Source organism: Streptococcus oralis, from assembly GCF_901543815.1.
Lineage (GTDB): Bacteria > Bacillota > Bacilli > Lactobacillales > Streptococcaceae > Streptococcus > Streptococcus oralis_CM.
In genome coordinates this window covers 604,736-622,204 of the sequence record NZ_CABEIU010000002.1, presented here as the reverse complement: position 1 = coordinate 622,204, position 17,469 = coordinate 604,736, and the positions used below count along the sequence as shown (strand labels likewise).

Sequence of the window (17,469 nt, the reverse complement as noted above, 5' to 3'; positions counted from 1 at the left end):
TAAAAGGAATAGTTGCAATGAAAATAGCTTTCGATTCTAGATTCTTTCTACTACAAATTGAATTCCATTAATATCTTTTTCAAACTTCAAATTTATAGTTTATAGACTGCATTACTCTACATAAAAAGAAGGCGAACCTTGTTCTACCTCCTTCTACACTATTTTCCCTTAAATTCCGCAAAAGTCTGTAAGATTTTGGCTGCTACTGCTGGAGAAGGAGCTCCTTTTAGCTCTAACGTTTCATCTGCATATGGAGTAAGGCCAGCAAAGTCTCCTATCTGAACTGAATAAAGAGATGTATTAAACAGTTCAATATCGTTTTGATCATTTCCAAAGGCGATGAAGTTTTCCCCACATAACGTTTCAACTGTTGTAGCCTTGTGAGTATCTAAGGGGTTGACATAAAGACACTTTTCATGCGCATGATAAGACAGATGAGCCTGCCCCAGTCTTTCTAACTGACCAAGCAGATCATCAAGCAAATCCTCGTGGTCGCCCATATAAACGACTATCTTAATCGGAGTCCCTAAGTCCTCGAGTTTCTGATGACGAGCTACCTTTAGGGGGTCCACACTGGAGAAAAATGGAATCTTCTCCACAATCTGACCACTATAGTCAAAGCAATCATCTACAAAGAAAGGGAGATTATAAGTCTGGCAATAATCCACTAGCGCCTGATAAACTTTAGCATCGAGATTCCTTTCGAAGATAGCCTTCCCCAGATGATAGGCTACGCCTCCATTCAACCCTATGACCAAGCGCTGACTGAGTTCGGAACCTAATAAACCCAAACAATCCCGATAAGAGCGAGCTGAGGCAAACACAAGCTCATGACCATAATCTTCAGCCTTTAAAAGAACCTGCTGAATCTCCTCGTCTATGGTCATGTAGTCAAAAGATAGCGTTCCATCCAGGTCAAATACGAATTTCATTTTCCTAGTCCTTGTTTAGTGTTCGAAGCGCTGACTGATAGGTTTGCTCCATTAGCATGGTAATCGTCATAGGACCAACTCCACCAGGTACAGGTGTGATGTGACTAGCCAGTGGTGCAACAGCATCATAATCAACATCTCCACAAAGCTTGCCATTTTCATCTCGGTTCATCCCAACGTCAATGACAACCGCTCCTGGTTTGACAAAGTCAGCAGTCACAAACTTAGCGCGACCGATTGCAACGACAAGAATATCTGCCTTAGCAGCAACCTTAGCAAGATGATGGGTGCGTGAGTGGGTCAAGGTCACTGTTGCATTTTTAGCCAAAAGAAGCTGAGCCATCGGTTTTCCAACAATATTTGAGCGACCGATAACAACCGCATTTTTACCTTCCAGGTCAATCCCATACTCATGGAACATCTCCATAATCCCTGCAGGTGTCGAAGGAATCATAACTGGGTGACCAGACCAAAGGCGCCCCATATTTAGGGGATGGAAACCATCCACATCCTTTTCTGGGTCAATGGCTAATAAAACCGCCTCTTCATCGATATGTTTGGGTAAAGGTAACTGAACCAAAATCCCATGCCAAGTTGAATCTTGATTGTATTTAGCAATCAAGTCCAACAATTCCGCTTGTGTAATAGTTTCTGGAACTCGCACAACTTCACTACGGAAGCCAGCAGCAAGAGCTGACCGTTCCTTGTTGCGAACGTAGACTTGGCTGGCAGGATTGTCCCCAACCAAAATCACCACCAAGCCTGGAACTAGACCTGTTTCTTCTTTTAGTTTAGCCGTCTTTTCAGCCAACTGTCCTTGTAACTTAGCTGCAAGAGCCTTCCCATCAATAATCTGTGCCATATTTCTTCTCTTTTCTATCAAATATCTTCTATTATATCAAAAAATGACTTGGCATTCTAACACTTCTTGACTAATAGACCTTATAGTTTGAAACTATAAGAAAAAGCTCTTATCGAGCTTTTAGTGCCTATTTATCTTAGGCAAGTCTATCATGCTTTCTTTTTGACCTTGGGAGCAGGCAAAACTTCGTACATATCCTTGATTAGTCTCGCTAGAAATAACTTGTCTTCAAGATCTTCTATTAAAATCATCTCCTTAGCTCCTTCATAAGGACGTTCAAGTCTTGTCTGGCCCAGTTGATCCATGATCACCTTCACAGGCTTCAATAACAAACGATTATCATAGATTCCCCCAATAATCTTCCCACGATAATAAAGGATATACTCTCCCATCATTGGACGATAACTCATCTCATCTAGCTCCGATAGCTGATCGAGAATAAAATCTAAATATTCTTTACTGGAAGCCATGATTTCTACTCCATTTCTTCTAAAAATGAGGTCTTACAAAACCTTACTCAAAAAATCCTTGGTCCGTTGTTCTTGGGTTTGGTCAAAAATCTCCTCTGGCCTTCCATCTTCAACAACAACCCCATCCGCCATAAAGATAACACGGTCTGCCACCTCACGCGCAAAGCCCATTTCATGAGTCACAATCACCATGGTCATCCCCGACTTGGCAAGGTCTTGCATAACAGCTAGAACTTCCCCAACCATCTCAGGGTCTAGGGCTGAAGTCGGCTCATCAAAGAGCAAAACATCTGGTTCCATAGCCAAACCACGTGCAATGGCAATCCGTTGTTGCTGACCACCTGACAAACTCTGAGGATAAGCCGTCGCCTTGTCTGGCAAACCAACTTTTTCTAACAGTTCCTGTGCTCTTTTCTCCGCAACTTCCTTGCTTTCACCTTTGGTTTTAATTGGTGACAAAGTGATATTTTCCATCACTGTCATATTGGGAAAGAGGTTGAATTGTTGGAATACCATGCCCATCTTTTCACGCATAGCAAAAAGATCATTTTTCTTATCTGTGATATCAACACCTTCAAAGATAACCTTTCCCTTACTTGCTTCTTCAAGGAGATTCATCGAACGAAGAAGGGTTGACTTCCCGCTCCCTGACGGACCGATAATGACCACAACTTCCCCTCTTTTGATCTCAAGGTCAATCCCTTTCAAGACTTCATTCTTCCCAAAAGACTTATGCAAGCCTTCAATTTTTATCAAGGTTTCTGTCATTATTTTTTGTCTCCTTGTCCAATGTAATTTTCAAATGCCTTCAAAGCCACTGTCAAAACAGAAGTCATAATCAAGTAATAGAAGGCTGCAAATAAAAGGGGAGTCAACGGTAAATAAGTTGTTGTTGCTACTGTCGTTGCCCCATTCCACAGCTCCATGACCCCAATCGCAGACAAGAGGGAACTATCCTTGATAATGGTAATAAATTCATTTCCCAGTGCCGGCAAAATATTCTTGACAGCCTGTGGCAAAATGACATACCGCATGGCATTTTTCGGACGAATACCGAGAGAGTAAGCCGCCTCCAACTGCCCTTTAGGAACGGCATTGATCCCTGCACGAACGGTTTCAGACACATAAGCACCACTGTTCATCGAGATAATCAGAATACCTGGAATCAGACGAGAAAGATCCACTCCTAAAATTCCCACTTGGATAGTCGGAGCGTTGATATGCATAAGGGCAAATGCAATCATAATCTGGACCATCATCGGAGTACCTCGGAAAATCCAAACATAGATATTTGCAAACCAAACGAGCGGCTTAAAGCGTGAACGTTGAGCAAAGGCCAGTAACACTCCTAAAATGGTCCCAAAAAAGACGACCAGAATCGAAATCAATACAGTGATAACAGCACCGTAATTAAAATAAGGTAAATACTTTGGTAAAAAGGAAAAATTCATATAAACCCAGCTTTCTAAATATCGGATTGTATGATTATAACATATATTGAATTAAAATTCAATATTTTTTCACTGATTTTCACCAATAATTTTATGCAAAAGAGAAATAGCGAGAAATCTTAGTTTTTTCTAGTCAAGTCCCCGTGGTTTATGGTAAAATAGTAACGATAAGAAATGGAGGAGAATCATAATGGAATCACATTTGGTTAGAATCATCAACCGCCTAGAAGCTATGACAAAAGATGGCGGAAATCTAAAACGTAATTTTGAACGTGAAGGAGTTGTTGTTGCAGAAGTTGCATACAGCTATGACGAAGAAAACGGATCACTCTTCACCCTTCGCGATGTTGAAGCACGTGAAACTTATACCTTTGATAGCATTGATTTGATTGCAATGGAGATCTACGAACTCCTTTACTAATAAAAAAGCAGTAGGAAAAACCTGACTGATGAACGAGAATCCTTTTTGTCCCCGCAAATGGGATTTTTTCTTACCATCATATACAAAGATTTTCTTAGTGAACTTCTCTCGAAATCTCCCTGGCCCAATCTTTTTACTTGCTTTACACCTTAATCATGCTATAATGAGAGTATGAAACTTTGACTATTCTTGACCTTTTTCTTAGGCCAAGAATAAGAATGAAATGAGGTAGATGTATGCTCTGTCAAAACTGTAAAATTAACGACTCAACAATTCATCTGTATACCAATATCAATGGACAGCAAAAACAAATTGATCTCTGTCAAAATTGCTATAAAATTATCAAAACAGACCCAAACAATACCCTCTTTAAAGGAATGACTGACCTAAACAATCGTGACTTTGATCCTTTCGGAGACTTTTTCAATGATTTGAATAATTTCAGACCTTCTTCTAATAACATCCCTCCCACTCAATCTGGTGGAGGAGATGGGGGCAATGGGGGCTACGGACATCAAAACCGTGGTCCACTTCAAACACCTCCTAGCCAAGAAAGAGGACTCCTAGAGGAATATGGTATCAACGTAACTGAGATTGCTCGTCGGGGAGATATTGACCCTGTTATCGGTCGAGATGAGGAGATTATCCGCGTTATCGAAATCCTCAACCGTCGAACCAAGAACAACCCTGTCCTTATCGGAGAACCTGGTGTTGGTAAAACTGCCGTTGTCGAAGGTCTAGCTCAGAAGATTGTCGATGGTGATGTTCCCCACAAACTCCAAGGCAAGCAGGTCATCCGTCTGGATGTGGTTAGCCTAGTTCAAGGAACAGGGATCCGAGGCCAATTTGAGGAACGTATGCAAAAACTCATGGAAGAAATTCGCAAACGCGAGGACATCATCCTCTTTATCGATGAAATCCATGAAATTGTTGGCGCAGGATCAGCAGGCGATGGCAATATGGATGCAGGAAATATCCTCAAACCAGCCCTTGCCCGTGGTGAACTGCAAATGGTCGGTGCCACCACTCTCAATGAATACCGTATCATTGAAAAAGACGCTGCCTTGGAGCGCCGTATGCAGCCTGTCAAGGTAGACGAACCAACTGTCGAAGAAACCATTATCATCCTCAAAGGGATTCAAAAGAAATACGAAGACTACCATCACGTCAAGTATACTGATGCTGCTATCGAAGCAGCTGCTACTCTTTCCAATCGCTATATCCAAGACCGCTTCTTGCCTGACAAGGCTATTGACCTTTTGGATGAAGCTGGTTCTAAGATGAATCTAACGCTGAACTTTGTTGATCCTAAAGTAATTGACCAACGTTTAATTGAAGCTGAGAATCTCAAGGCTCAAGCTACACGAGAGGAAGATTTTGAAAAGGCCGCCTACTTCCGTGACCAGATTGCCAAGTACAAGGAAATGCAAAAGAACAAGGTGACCGATCAGGATACTCCAATTATCAGCGAGAAAACCATTGAACATATCATTGAGCAGAAAACCAATATTCCTGTTGGAGAACTCAAAGAAAAAGAACAGTCTCAGCTTATCCATCTAGCAGACGACCTCAAAGCTCATGTCATTGGACAAGATGAAGCTGTCGATAAGATTGCCAAGGCCATCCGTCGTAATCGTGTTGGACTTGGAACTCCTAACCGCCCAATCGGAAGTTTCCTCTTTGTCGGACCAACTGGTGTCGGTAAGACAGAACTTTCCAAACAACTAGCCATTGAACTCTTTGGTTCTGCTGATAGCATGATTCGCTTTGATATGAGTGAATATATGGAAAAACACAGTGTTGCTAAATTAGTCGGTGCCCCTCCAGGCTATGTAGGATACGATGAAGCGGGGCAGTTAACGGAAAAAGTTCGTCGCAATCCTTACTCACTCATCCTTCTCGATGAAGTTGAAAAAGCCCACCCAGATGTGATACACATGTTCCTTCAAGTCTTGGACGATGGTCGTTTGACAGATGGACAAGGACGAACAGTTAGCTTTAAGGATGCTATCATTATCATGACCTCAAATGCGGGTACGGGTAAGGCCGAAGCCAGCGTTGGTTTTGGAGCTGCTCGTGAAGGTCGAACCAACTCTGTTCTCGGTGAACTCGGCAACTTCTTTAGTCCAGAGTTTATGAACCGTTTTGACGGCATCATCGAATTTAAAGCTCTCAGCAAGGACAACCTTCTCCAAATCGTCGAACTCATGCTAGCAGATGTCAACAAACGCCTCTCCAGTAACAACATCCATCTCGATGTAACAGACAAGGTCAAAGAAAAATTAGTTGACCTAGGATATGATCCAAAAATGGGAGCACGGCCACTCCGCCGTACCATTCAAGACCATATCGAGGATGCCATCACAGACTACTACCTTGAAAACCCAAGTGAAAAAGACCTCAAGGCAGTTATGACAAGCAATGGTAAGATTCAAATCAAATCTGCCAAAAAAACTGAAAAAATAGAAGAGATTGCTTCTGAAAAAGAAGAATAAAACGATCTAACAGGTGCAGGAAGTCTATCATTTTCTGCACCTTTTTTTACTAAAATAACTGTTTATTCTTGACAGCTTGCCCCTCGTCCATTATGATAATAATAAAGATACTAGAGAATGAGGAAAGTTCTATGGCAAACCCAACTTTTGGAGAAAAAAAAGAAAATGTGACCTACCTGCCCCGCTACGGCGTTTACGTAGTTATTCCTGATCCAGAAAAAAAACAAATTGTCTTAGTTCAAGCTCCCAATGGTGCTTGGTTCTTGCCAGGCGGAGAAATCGAAGCAGGCGAAGACCATCAAGAAGCACTGAAGAGAGAACTAATCGAAGAACTTGGCTTTACAGCTGAAATCGGAAGCTATTTCGGACAAGCTGATGAGTATTTCTACTCTCGCCACCGTGACACCTACTACTATAATCCAGCTTATCTCTACGAAGCTATTTCTTTCGAGGAGGTACAAAAACCTTTAGAAGACTTTAATCATATTGCTTGGTTCCCTATTGACGAGGCTATTGAAAAGCTCAAACGTGGTAGCCATAAATGGGGAATTGAAGCTTGGAAAATCCAGCATGGAATTGGCTAAAATACACGATTTTATCCAAAAAGTGCTATAATAGAGTTAGAAAATCGGAGGAACTGTTATGAAGCTTATCAACACGACTAATTCACACTCGCAACTTGTTAAAAGCCAATTAGAAAGCACAGACGCAACTCTTGTCGAGGTCTATTCTGCTGGAAACACAGATGTAGTTTTCACACAAGCCCCGCTTCACTATGAAATCCTCATTTCCAACAAACACCGAGCTATTCGTGAACCTGAAATCGAAACCATTCAAGATTTCTTCATGAAACGCAAGATTGATAAACAAAAAATTGATGAAGCTAATATCAAGACGCTTTATTCAGATAAATTGATTGAAATTTCTATTCCTACAAAATAAGAAAGCCAGCTTAGAGCTGGTTTTCTTTTGCAAAAAGCTTGGTAACATTACCAAGCTTTTTCATTTTATTTCACAGCTTCTTTCAAAGCATCTAACTTATCCAAACGTTCCCACGGAAGGTCAATATCTGTACGTCCCATGTGTCCATAAGCCGCTGTTTGACGGTAAATTGGACGTTTGAGGTCTAGCATTTGGATAATTCCTGCTGGGCGAAGGTCAAATATTTGACGCGCTGCTTTTTCAAGCTTGCTTTCAGCTACTGTTCCTGTACCAAAAGTATCGATACGAACAGAAACAGGCTGGGCAACACCGATAGCGTAGGCCAATTGCACTTCTGCCTTCTTAGCAAGGCCTGCTGCAACGATGTTCTTGGCAATGTAGCGAGCTGCATAAGAGGCTGAACGGTCCACTTTAGTCGCATCCTTACCAGAGAAGGCACCACCACCATGACGAGAGTAGCCTCCATAAGTGTCCACGATAATCTTACGACCCGTCAAACCTGAGTCTCCTTGAGGTCCACCGATTACGAAACGACCAGTCGGATTAATGAAGAATTTTGTTTGTTCATCCAAGTAAGAAGCTGGGATCACCTCTTTGATAACTCTGCTAATCACATCATTGTGAATTTGTTCATTGCTAACTTCTGGGTCGTGCTGAGTTGAAATAACGACTGTGTCCACACGTACTGGACGGTCATTTTCATCATACTCAACTGTAACTTGCGATTTGGCATCTGGACGCAGATAGCTGATTTCACCAGACTTACGAAGTTCTGCCAAACGACGAACCAACTTGTGGCTAAGTGAGATTGGTAATGGCATGAGTTCTTCTGTCTCATCCACCGCAAATCCAAACATAAGACCTTGGTCCCCAGCACCAATCAAGTCCAGTGGATCTTGATCTGCATTCCCACGAACCTCCAAGGCTTCGTTAACACCTTGGGCGATATCTGGTGACTGCTCAACAAGTGACGGATGAACTCCCACCGTCTCCGCAGAAAAACCATATTCTGTATTGGTATAACCAATCTCTGCAATGGTATTACGAACCACACGGTTAATATCCACATAGGCATTTGTAGAAATTTCACCAAAAACGTGGACTGAACCAGTATACACAGCAGTCTCAGCAGCAACGTGCGCTTCTGGATCCTCTGCTAAAATAGCATCCAAAATCGCATCTGAAATTTGGTCTGCAATCTTATCCGGATGCCCCTCAGATACAGATTCAGACGTGAATAATTTACGTTCTGACATAAAAATGTCCCCCCTTAAAAATATTGTTATAGAGTTACAAAGTACTGATAGGTATTTCTATAGTCTAAGAGTTACGACGGGAAAGAAATAAAAACGATACTTTTTTATTTCTGAAGCTAGTAAGGCGCATAGGGTGATCGCATTATAGTGGCAACCGTAGAAGGACGAGTGACTTTGGAGCCGTCATTCTCTGCGAGATACGAAGCGAAAGAAATAAAAACGATGTTTTTTTATTTCTGAAGCTAGTAAGGCGCATAGGGTGACCGCATTATAGCGGCAACCGTAGAAGGACGAGTGACTTTGGAGCCGTCATTCTTTGCGAATTACAAAGTACTGATAGAAATTTCTACCATCTTATCGGGACTATATAACCTTATCATTATACCACTTTTTACTTTTTTTTGCAGTATTTTTGAAAAATAATAAAACGAAGTTAGAAAAAGGAGCCATTCAGCTCCAATTTTGTTCTTAGAAAGTTTGGCGTTTGGCTTTACGCTCGGCACGGCCACGTGCACGATTTTCAGCACGCTTGGTTTTGCGGCGTTTTTCATCCACCGCCCATTGAATCTTCTTCTTATAGCCCGGTTTGACTTTTTTCTTTTTCTTTTTGACCAAGCCAATCATTTCAATATCAAGCTTATCCTGCTTCTTTTCACGATTGGCACGACGATCACGGTCGTAAGTATCTTGGAACTCTCCGTCTTTGACCATCTTAGGAGTAAACTTGATACCTAATTTTTCCAACTCACGGATATCCGAGTCATCACTTGGCTGGTAAAGGGTAATAGCTGTACCGGGTAGACCATTGCGTCCAGTTCGTCCAACACGGTGGACAAAGAAGGACAAATCTTGCGGAATGGCATCATTGATAACATGGCTGACACCTTCAATGTCAATTCCACGCGCTGCCAAGTCTGTTGCGACAATGTACTCAAAATCAAGATTCTTCACCTGATTCATAATCCGCTTGCGCTCTCGAGGTGCAATATCTCCATGAATCTTAGCCACCTTCAATCCTTGAGCAGTCAAGTATGCATGCAATTCATCAGCACGCGTTTTAGTGTTGACAAAAATCATTGCCAAATAAGGTTGCATGACTTGAGTCAACTCATAAATCTGAGCATTCTTATCTCGGCCCTTGGTCGAAACCAACCAGTTTTCAATGGTATCAGAGATGACTGTTTTTGTTTTGATTTTCTCCATGACAGGATTTGACAAATATTTTTTCAAGAAGGGCTGCAACTTCTGTGGAATAGTTGCTGAAAAGACCATGAATTGCAAGTCTTTTGGAAGGCTTCCAGCAATCTTATCAACGGTTTCCAAGAATCCCATATCTAAGGTCATATCGGCTTCATCGACAACAAAGGTCTTGGCCTTGTGAATGGCTAAATCACCAGATTTGACCAAGTCATAGATACGCCCTGGAGTCCCGATGACAATATGGGGTTGGCTACTGGCAAGTTTTTCAATCTGACGCGCCTTATCCGTACCACCCACATAATTAACCACACGGACTTCGACATCTGAGTGAGCTGCAATCTGACGAGCTGCCTGATAAATCTGAGTAGCTAACTCACGACTTGGAGCAGTGATTACAGCTTGCACACTATCGCTAGTTTCATCCAATTGCTGGAAAATGGGTAGCAAGAAAGTGTGGGTCTTCCCTGAACCTGTTTTTGACTCACCGACCAAGTCACGACCTGCCAAGACAATAGGAATTAACTTATCCTGTACCTCTGTAGGAGTTGTAAATTTCAACTCCTCCAAAGCCTTTTCTATATAGTTTTTAAACTGAAATTTCGTAAATGACATATTATCCTCAATTCTATTCTTCCAACCATTATACCATATTTTGTTCTTTTTCTGTAGCCACACTTATCTGACCGATCATAAGGCTCTCAACTTCTCCAATACCTCTCTTATACTAAAAATCACATAGTTGCTTTCTATCCAAAATGCAAAAAGAGAAGACCAAATTGGTCTTCTCTCAGCCTTTAGCTTGCGACTCAAATAGATTTGTCGAACAGTCAAACAGTTGTTATAAAAGTCGAAAACTGCTAGATAACATCAGTGCTTAATCATCTTTCCGCTTGCGACCAAGAAGCAACGCTGCTAGACCTGCAAGAAGAGAGCTAGTCATTAGACCAGTGAGTGAAAGTGGTGCAGTGCTACCTGTATTTGGCAATGTAGCTTGTTTTTCCTTTTCTCCTGCTGGACTTTGAGCTGGTGGATTCTCTTCAGGTTTTCTTGGTTGAAGTCTATTTGCCTGATTATTATCAGCCCCCTGCTCTCCTCCTGGATTAACTGGTGGAACTGGATTTGGTTGAGGTGCTGGTTGTGGCGTTGGTGCAGGCTGTGGTTGTGGACTAGGATCTTGCTTAGCTTCAAAGACCCACTTACCGACGAAGGTTAGATTTGCCCCCTCTTCCACTTCTTGGTAACCTAGGAATGTCCATGTACCATTTGCAACAGCTACCTCTACAGGCATCGGTGCTTCTGGAACAAAAGCAATCGCTGCAGAAGAACTTGTAGTATATGTTCCACTTTGTGGAAGTAAGCTCAATACTTCTGCTGGCAAGTTTTTGTCTGCGGTTGCACTTTCGAAGCGATAAGTCACTTGATAGGTTTCAGTTACCGGTGCAGGTAAAACATTAACTGGTACAGGAACTTCAGTAGAAGAACCATCTGGATAGTCAACTCGTACCTTACCTGTGTAAGTTCCTGGTTTTGTTGTGTCAATTTGACCTGCAGGTGTAATATCCACTACCTTAGTGCCAGCTGGAAGGCTTGGCAAGTTCGTCACATTATCGGTCAAGTCAGGTGTTTGTCCAGCCTTGATAGTTTCTTCCGTTACCTGAGGCGTATAAGTTTCAGCATTTGTCGGATTCGCCTTGAATTCCCATTTCCCTACAAACTCTACATTTGCCTTGTTGACAACGGCGCTAACTGCGTCGTAACCCTTGAAGGTCCATGTGCCGTCGTTCACTGCGTCGGTGTAAGTAGTTTGGGATGGTTGTTGAGCGGAAACAGAGGCACCATTCACATATGTTGCACTGTCACTTGGAGTCAAGGCTGCGATGGCTGCTGGAAGAGTCTTACCTGATGTTGCGCTCTCGAAGCGGTAACTTGCTTGATACTTGTTAGCTTCAAAGGTCCATTTTCCTACAAACTCAACATCAGCCTTATTGACAACGGCGCTAGCTGCGTCGTAGCCCTTGAAGGTCCAGGTACCGTCATTCACACTATCTGTGTATGTGGTTTGGGATGGTTGTTGAGCGGAAACAGAGGCACCATTCACATAAGTTGCACTGTCACTTGGAGTCAAGGCTGCGATGGCTGCTGGAAGAGTCTTACCTGCTGTCTCGCTCTCGAAGCGGTAACTTGCTTGATACTTGTTGGCTTCAAAGGCCCATGTACCTACAAACTCAACATCAGCCTTATTGACAACGGCGCTAGCTGCGTCGTAGCCCTTGAAGGTCCAGGTACCGTCATTCACACTATCTGTATATGTGGTTTGTGATGGTTGTTGAGCGGAAACAGAGGCACCATTCACATATCTTGCACTGTCACTTGGAGTCAAGGCTGCGATGGCTGCTGGAAGAGTCTTACCTGATGTTGCGCTCTCGAAGCGGTAACTTGCTTGATACTTGTTAGCTTCAAAGGTCCATTTTCCTACAAACTCAACATCAGCCTTATTGACAACGGCGCTAGCTGCGTCGTAGCCCTTGAAGGTCCATGTGCCGTCGTTCACTGCGTCTGTGTAGGTCGCTTGCGCTGGTTGTTGAGCGGAAACAGTATTGCCATTTTCATAACTTGCACTGTCGCTTGGAAGCAGCGTTGCGATACCTGCTGGAAGTTGCTTACCTGCTGTTGCGCTTGCAAAGCTGTAAGTAGCTTGATACTTGTTGGCTTCAAAGGTCCATTTTCCTACAAACTCTACATTAGCCTTGTTGACAACGGCGCTAGCTGCGTCATAGCCCTTGAAGGTCCATGTGCCGTCGTTCACTGCGTCTGTGTAGGTCGCTTGCGCTGGTTGTTGAGCGGAAACAGAGGCACCATTCACATAAGTTGCACTGTCGCTTGGGGTCCAACCTGTGATTTCCGCTGGAAGAGCTTTACCTGCCGTTGCGCTCTCGAAGTGATAAGTAGCTTGGTACTTCTTGGCTTCAAAGGCCCACTTACCTACAAACCCTACATTAGCCTTGTTTACAACGGCGCTAGCTGCGTCGTAGCCCTTGAAGGTCCATGTGCCGTCGTTCACAGTATCTGTGTAGGTTGCTTGCGCTGGTTGTTGAGCTGAAACAGAGGCACCATTCACATAAGTTGCACTGTCGCTTGGGGTCCAACCTTTGATTCCCGCTGGAAGATCCTTATCTGCTGTCTCGCTCTCGAAGCGATAAGTAGCTTGGTACTTGTTGGCTTCAAAGGCCCATTTTCCTACAAACCCTACATTAGCCTTGTTTACAACGGCGCTAGCTGCGTCGTAACCCTTGAAGGTCCATGTGCCGTCATTCTCAGTATCTGTGTATGTGCTTTCTGCTGGTTGTTGAGCCGAAACAGAGGCACCATTCACATATGTTGCACTGTCGCTTGGGGTCAATGCGGCGATGGCTGCTGGAAGAGCTTTATCTGCTGTCGCGCTCTCGAAGCGATAAGTAGCTTGGTACTTGTTGGCTTCAAAGGCCCATTCCCCTACAAACTCTACATTATCCTTGTTCACGACTGCATTGGCTGCGTCGTAACCCTTGAAGGTCCATGTGCCGTCGTTCACTGGGTCTGTGTAGGTCGCTTGCGCTGGTTGCTTAGCTGAAACAGAGTTACCATTCTCATAAGTTGCACTGTCGCTTGGGGTCCAACCTGTGATTTCTGCTGGAAGAGCCTTACCTGCTGTCTCGCTCTCGAAGCGGTAAGTAGCTTGGTACTTGTTAGCTTCAAACTTCCACTTACCTGTGAAAGTCAAATCAGCTTTTTTCACAAACTTACTTTTGGCATCGTAACCAAGGAAAGTCCAGGTACCATCGTTCACATCATCTTTGTAAGTCTTTGTTGTCGGCTCTTCTGGTACAACTTTTTGCGTGTTGTAATAGTTTGAGCTGTCTTTTGGTGCTTTCTTCTGGATAAATTCAGGCAAATCAACACCAGCCGTAATGCTTACAAAAGTATAGCTTACATGATGCGGTCTAGGCGTTACTTCCCAGATACCTGTAAATGTCACACGTTTGCCATTATAGGTCGCATTCTTCTGATCATAACCTTTGAAGGTCCAGACATAGTCTTTTTCTTCTTCAACTACTGATTCTTCAGCAGGTTGTTTGGCTACAATGGTGTCACCAACCTTATAAGAAGCTTCATCATTTGGAAGCATTCCCAAAATACTTTGTGGCAATGGAACACGTGCGTCAGAAGATTTGAATACATATTCTGGATTTGGAGTAGGTACCCAGCTTCCAAGGAAAGTCTGTCTGCCTTCTGCTACAACGATTTTTTCTTTATCGTATCCTGCAAATGTCCAAGTCACTTTATTTGCTGTATCAACATAAGTCGTTTCACTTGGTTGTTCAGCCAGAATTTCCTTAGGATATAACTTGTAATCATAAGGATTTTTCGGAGTCAACTTGGTGATATGATCTGGTAATACGAAAGCAGGATTAGTTGATTGGAACTGATAGTCTACACCATTTGGCGTAAAGCTCCAAGTTCCTGTGATGGTCTTCACTTTCGTACCTGCAATAGCTTTTCCGTATTTATCCGCATCAAAACCATGGAAGGTCCATGTACCTGTCGGAACAGTTACTGTGGTTGTGTCAAGTTTGCTTGCATCTTTGTAATCGTCAGCTCGTGCAACGAAATCAGTGCCAGTTGGAAGCATATCGCGAATCTTATTTGGAAGAGGATAAGCAGGAGTCGAGTTAGTAAATTTATACTCTAATCTGTAGATCGTATCAGTCTGATCAGTCGGAACTAAGATCCATTTTCCTTTGAAGAGGACGTCTGCGTTCTCGACTGTTTTCACACGTGGAGAAATAGTCGTATTATCATCTTCATAGTAGTCATCAAAGACCCAAGTTCCTCTGCCATCAGGATCCTCAAATCTTGTTTTAGATGGCATTTTAACGCGAGCTTTTTCACCCTTGACAAATTCTCTTTCGTAAGTGATTAGATTATACAAAGTTGATGGCGGATAGATCGTTTGACCAGAATCATCTTTTGAATCTGTATAGAAGTCATAGTAAACACTATGCTTGGTCGGTAAAAATTTCCAATGAACAGTGTAGGTAGAATCCTCATCGTCAGCTGGTTTCTCAACTTCCTCCTTTCGCTGAGGAATCTGCTGAGCAACCCATGTACCATCATTTTCATTATCGACGTATGAACTGAGATATTGAATTTCATTAAAGACATTGGCAGAATAATCTGATGGAGAAGTCGTGATAGGAGCAGGGATTTGTGCCTTCAAATCATCAGGAATAGTCTTCCCTGGAGTATCACTGACAAAGTCAAAGGAAACTGTCTTATCTCTGTGTGGTGTGAAGGACCAAGTACCGGTAAAGAGAACTTTATCTTGATTAACTACCTTGCTATTAGCGTCATAGCCATCAAATTTCCAAGTTCCCTTGTTGACAAAGTCCATGTAGGTCGTCTTCAGGGGAGCTGTTGCAAGGACAGTATCGCCATTATTATAGTTTTTTCCAGTGCTTGGAATATAGGTCGTGATCTCCTCTGGGAGAGACAGGCTAGGGTCTTTGCTGACAAACTTATAGTTTTCAGGATAGGTTGCCGGTGTAAATGTCCAAGTACCTGTGAACTTGAGATTCCATCCATCGTGCTCCCAGTCGCTCACTGGTTTTTTATCAAAATCATAGCCCGAAAAGTTCCAAGTACCATCGTTAGCTGCATCATAGTAGGAACCATTCAGCGGTTTAACAGACTGAACTATATCCTCGCCTTTCGGGTATTTCTTCCTATTCACATATTCCCATTCACTTGGCGCATATACTGGCTTCAGATTATTGATCTCAACAGGTAGTTCTTTGCCAGCCGTTCCACTGACAAACTCATAAGTCGGTTTCCGAGGAACTGGTGTAAATTTAAACGTCAATGGCATTGTAACTTTTGGTATTTCCCCATATGTAGCCGCCCGCTCTAGCTCACGACTGAAGGTTAAATCTACTACATCTTCCTCGTAGGTCCAATTCCCTTCATGTTCTGCATCATAGAAGGGTTTGTGGACACCTTGAACGTAATCGTAGCGCTGCAAGGCATCTAGGGTATCCAGTATATCTTTAGGTAAATACTTATGGCGTTCATCAAACTGATTGAAAGTAAGTTTGTAATCGTATAGTTTACTTTCTAGATCCTTTATCTCCTTAGGAAGAGGTAATCTATATTTGTCGTAGTATGAGGTCTTAGGACTACTTGGTAACTTATAAAAATTCTCCCAATCTTGCTTGTTCACAGCCTTGTAGGATACAATGACATCCTCAAAGTATTTCCAAGTTCCTACGAACTCTACATCGCCATTGTTTGCCACTTTACTTGGAGCATCAAAGCCAGTCAAAGCCCAATAGCCTTTTCGGTTAGGATATTCTTCTGAAGTATAAAAAACATAGTGAAATTCTTGTGCTTTTACTACTTCACCCTCAGCAAATCTTCTTCTATCTTCTGGACTCCAATTTGCAACATAAGGTGGCGGAGTTTTTCCAGGTGAACCATTAACTGCTCTATAGGTAGCCTTGTATGGTGTTGGTGTATATTCCCACTTACCTGTGAAGAAGACATCATCTTTGTCAATCACCTGACTATCATAGTCATAGCCTTTAAAGGTCCATCTACCACTTCCATCATTCTCTACATAAGTTGTTTCAGCTGGCTGGATGGCCTTTACTTTATCGCCCTTTTTGTAGATTTTTGTGTCTTCTGGCTTCAAGTAGTTCATTCCATACGGAGCTGATTTTCCTGGTGTAGCACTTTCAAACTCATAAAGTGCTGAACGAGGAGTCTTATCCTTGTCTGGGATGACTTTCGGATTTTTATCACGAAGACCTGAGTTGACAAAAGTCACTAGATTGCGATAAACCTTATCAATTTCTTCTTGCTTTGTTGCAGTTTGAAGCACACCATCGGCAGCTGTCATTACACCATTCAAGATTTCTAGACTATCGTCTGTCTTACTTGAAAAGTCCTTGCTACGCAACTCTTTGAGGTAGTTCTCCAAAGTGCTCTTGTTTAGACTTGCATTTGCTGAAGCTGGTTGAGCAGTGGCTGCAGCTGGCTGGCTTGTGCCTGTAGCTGGCTGAGCATTTTTAAAAACAGTCGAATCTGTCGCTTGACTTGTCTCTGTCGCAGCAGGTGCAGCAGACTTCAAAGCAACTTGGCTTTCTTTCTGGGATTCTGCTTGCTCTGTTGCAGAAGAGACCACCGAGACCTGATTCTCTGCTTTATTCTCCACTTGTTCAGTAGCCGTAAGCTCATCAGCTTGAGCTACTTGAGCGACTCCAAGCGCCGCAGGCGCAAACAAAAATCCAATCGCAAGGGACACAGTAGCAACTGACAATTTGCGGATTGAATATTTTATCTTTCTATCCTGAAAAAACATTCCAGTCCTCCTTTTATTTCATTATTTTCATTCTATCATAAATA

The 17,469-nt window shown here is 42.8% G+C and carries 12 protein-coding genes; 4 read left to right on the top strand and 8 right to left on the bottom strand.

Annotated features, from left to right (window positions below):
• Nucleotides 1–158 precede the first annotated feature (158 nt).
• The 5 genes from FQT28_RS03145 to FQT28_RS03125 all read right to left on the bottom strand — a co-directional run bounded on the left by FQT28_RS03145 (nt 159) and on the right by FQT28_RS03125 (nt 3,715).
• On the bottom strand, nt 159–932 hold the full coding sequence (locus tag FQT28_RS03145; protein WP_143989388.1) for an HAD hydrolase family protein: 774 nt from the start codon (nt 930–932) through the stop codon (nt 159–161).
• A gap of 4 nt (nt 933–936) precedes the next feature.
• The gene (locus tag FQT28_RS03140; protein WP_185952348.1) at nt 937–1,794 is read right to left on the bottom strand and encodes a bifunctional methylenetetrahydrofolate dehydrogenase/methenyltetrahydrofolate cyclohydrolase; all 858 of its coding nucleotides are present in this window, start codon (nt 1,792–1,794) and stop codon (nt 937–939) included.
• Between the two features lie 149 nt (nt 1,795–1,943).
• The gene (locus tag FQT28_RS03135) at nt 1,944–2,264 is read right to left on the bottom strand and encodes a TfoX/Sxy family protein (protein ID WP_143989386.1); all 321 of its coding nucleotides are present in this window, start codon (nt 2,262–2,264) and stop codon (nt 1,944–1,946) included.
• A 33-nt stretch (nt 2,265–2,297) separates the two neighbouring features.
• Entirely contained in the window at nt 2,298–3,032 is a 735-nt protein-coding gene (locus FQT28_RS03130) for an amino acid ABC transporter ATP-binding protein (protein WP_143989385.1), read from the bottom strand.
• Nucleotides 3,032–3,715: an amino acid ABC transporter permease gene (locus FQT28_RS03125; protein ID WP_143989384.1), complete on the bottom strand. Its 684-nt coding sequence runs from the start codon at nt 3,713–3,715 to the stop codon at nt 3,032–3,034. Before FQT28_RS03125 ends, FQT28_RS03130 begins: the two co-directional genes overlap by 1 nt.
• A 190-nt stretch (nt 3,716–3,905) precedes the next feature.
• Here FQT28_RS03125 and FQT28_RS03120 point away from each other — a divergent pair, with 190 nt between their 5' ends.
• The 4 genes from FQT28_RS03120 to FQT28_RS03105 all read left to right on the top strand — a co-directional run bounded on the left by FQT28_RS03120 (nt 3,906) and on the right by FQT28_RS03105 (nt 7,573).
• On the top strand, nt 3,906–4,136 hold the full coding sequence (locus tag FQT28_RS03120) for a DUF1797 family protein (RefSeq protein ID WP_000443579.1): 231 nt from the start codon (nt 3,906–3,908) through the stop codon (nt 4,134–4,136).
• A gap of 236 nt (nt 4,137–4,372) precedes the next feature.
• On the top strand, nt 4,373–6,631 hold the full coding sequence (locus FQT28_RS03115) for an ATP-dependent Clp protease ATP-binding subunit (RefSeq protein WP_143989383.1): 2,259 nt from the start codon (nt 4,373–4,375) through the stop codon (nt 6,629–6,631).
• Between the two features lie 131 nt (nt 6,632–6,762).
• Nucleotides 6,763–7,215 carry an NUDIX hydrolase gene (locus FQT28_RS03110; RefSeq protein WP_143989382.1) on the top strand — a complete coding sequence of 151 codons (453 nt, stop codon included), beginning with the start codon at nt 6,763–6,765 and terminating at the stop codon, nt 7,213–7,215.
• Between the two features lie 58 nt (nt 7,216–7,273).
• Nucleotides 7,274–7,573, top strand: coding sequence for a DUF1827 family protein (locus tag FQT28_RS03105; RefSeq protein WP_143989381.1), 300 nt, complete (start codon nt 7,274–7,276; stop codon nt 7,571–7,573).
• Nucleotides 7,574–7,638: 65 nt separating this feature from the next.
• Here the strand turns inward: FQT28_RS03105 and metK are convergent, their stop codons facing one another.
• The 3 genes from metK to FQT28_RS03085 all read right to left on the bottom strand — a co-directional run bounded on the left by metK (nt 7,639) and on the right by FQT28_RS03085 (nt 17,425).
• On the bottom strand, nt 7,639–8,829 hold the full coding sequence (gene metK / locus FQT28_RS03100) for a methionine adenosyltransferase (RefSeq protein ID WP_143989380.1): 1,191 nt from the start codon (nt 8,827–8,829) through the stop codon (nt 7,639–7,641).
• A gap of 468 nt (nt 8,830–9,297) precedes the next feature.
• A complete protein-coding gene (locus FQT28_RS03090; RefSeq protein WP_143989379.1) occupies nt 9,298–10,641 on the bottom strand; it encodes a DEAD/DEAH box helicase in 1,344 nt (447 codons plus the stop codon).
• 262 nt (nt 10,642–10,903) lie between these two features.
• Nucleotides 10,904–17,425 (bottom strand): SHIRT domain-containing protein, encoded by a 6,522-nt coding sequence (locus tag FQT28_RS03085; RefSeq protein ID WP_143989378.1) that lies wholly within the window; start codon nt 17,423–17,425, stop codon nt 10,904–10,906.
• Nucleotides 17,426–17,469: the final 44 nt, after the last annotated feature.

What these genes read in the sequence shown, in the direction of transcription:
- FQT28_RS03110 (WP_143989382.1), top strand. Translation starts at nt 6,763, where the DNA reads ATGGCAAACCCAACTTTTGGAGAAAAAAAAGAAAATGTGACCTACCTG.
- FQT28_RS03090 (WP_143989379.1), bottom strand. Translation starts at nt 10,641, where the DNA reads ATGTCATTTACGAAATTTCAGTTTAAAAACTATATAGAAAAGGCTTTG.
- FQT28_RS03145 (WP_143989388.1), bottom strand. Translation starts at nt 932, where the DNA reads ATGAAATTCGTATTTGACCTGGATGGAACGCTATCTTTTGACTACATG.
- metK (WP_143989380.1), bottom strand. Translation starts at nt 8,829, where the DNA reads ATGTCAGAACGTAAATTATTCACGTCTGAATCTGTATCTGAGGGGCAT.
- FQT28_RS03115 (WP_143989383.1), top strand. Translation starts at nt 4,373, where the DNA reads ATGCTCTGTCAAAACTGTAAAATTAACGACTCAACAATTCATCTGTAT.
- FQT28_RS03120 (WP_000443579.1), top strand. Translation starts at nt 3,906, where the DNA reads ATGGAATCACATTTGGTTAGAATCATCAACCGCCTAGAAGCTATGACA.
- FQT28_RS03135 (WP_143989386.1), bottom strand. Translation starts at nt 2,264, where the DNA reads ATGGCTTCCAGTAAAGAATATTTAGATTTTATTCTCGATCAGCTATCG.
- FQT28_RS03130 (WP_143989385.1), bottom strand. Translation starts at nt 3,032, where the DNA reads ATGACAGAAACCTTGATAAAAATTGAAGGCTTGCATAAGTCTTTTGGG.
- FQT28_RS03125 (WP_143989384.1), bottom strand. Translation starts at nt 3,715, where the DNA reads ATGAATTTTTCCTTTTTACCAAAGTATTTACCTTATTTTAATTACGGT.
- FQT28_RS03085 (WP_143989378.1), bottom strand. Translation starts at nt 17,425, where the DNA reads ATGTTTTTTCAGGATAGAAAGATAAAATATTCAATCCGCAAATTGTCA.
- FQT28_RS03140 (WP_185952348.1), bottom strand. Translation starts at nt 1,794, where the DNA reads ATGGCACAGATTATTGATGGGAAGGCTCTTGCAGCTAAGTTACAAGGA.
- FQT28_RS03105 (WP_143989381.1), top strand. Translation starts at nt 7,274, where the DNA reads ATGAAGCTTATCAACACGACTAATTCACACTCGCAACTTGTTAAAAGC.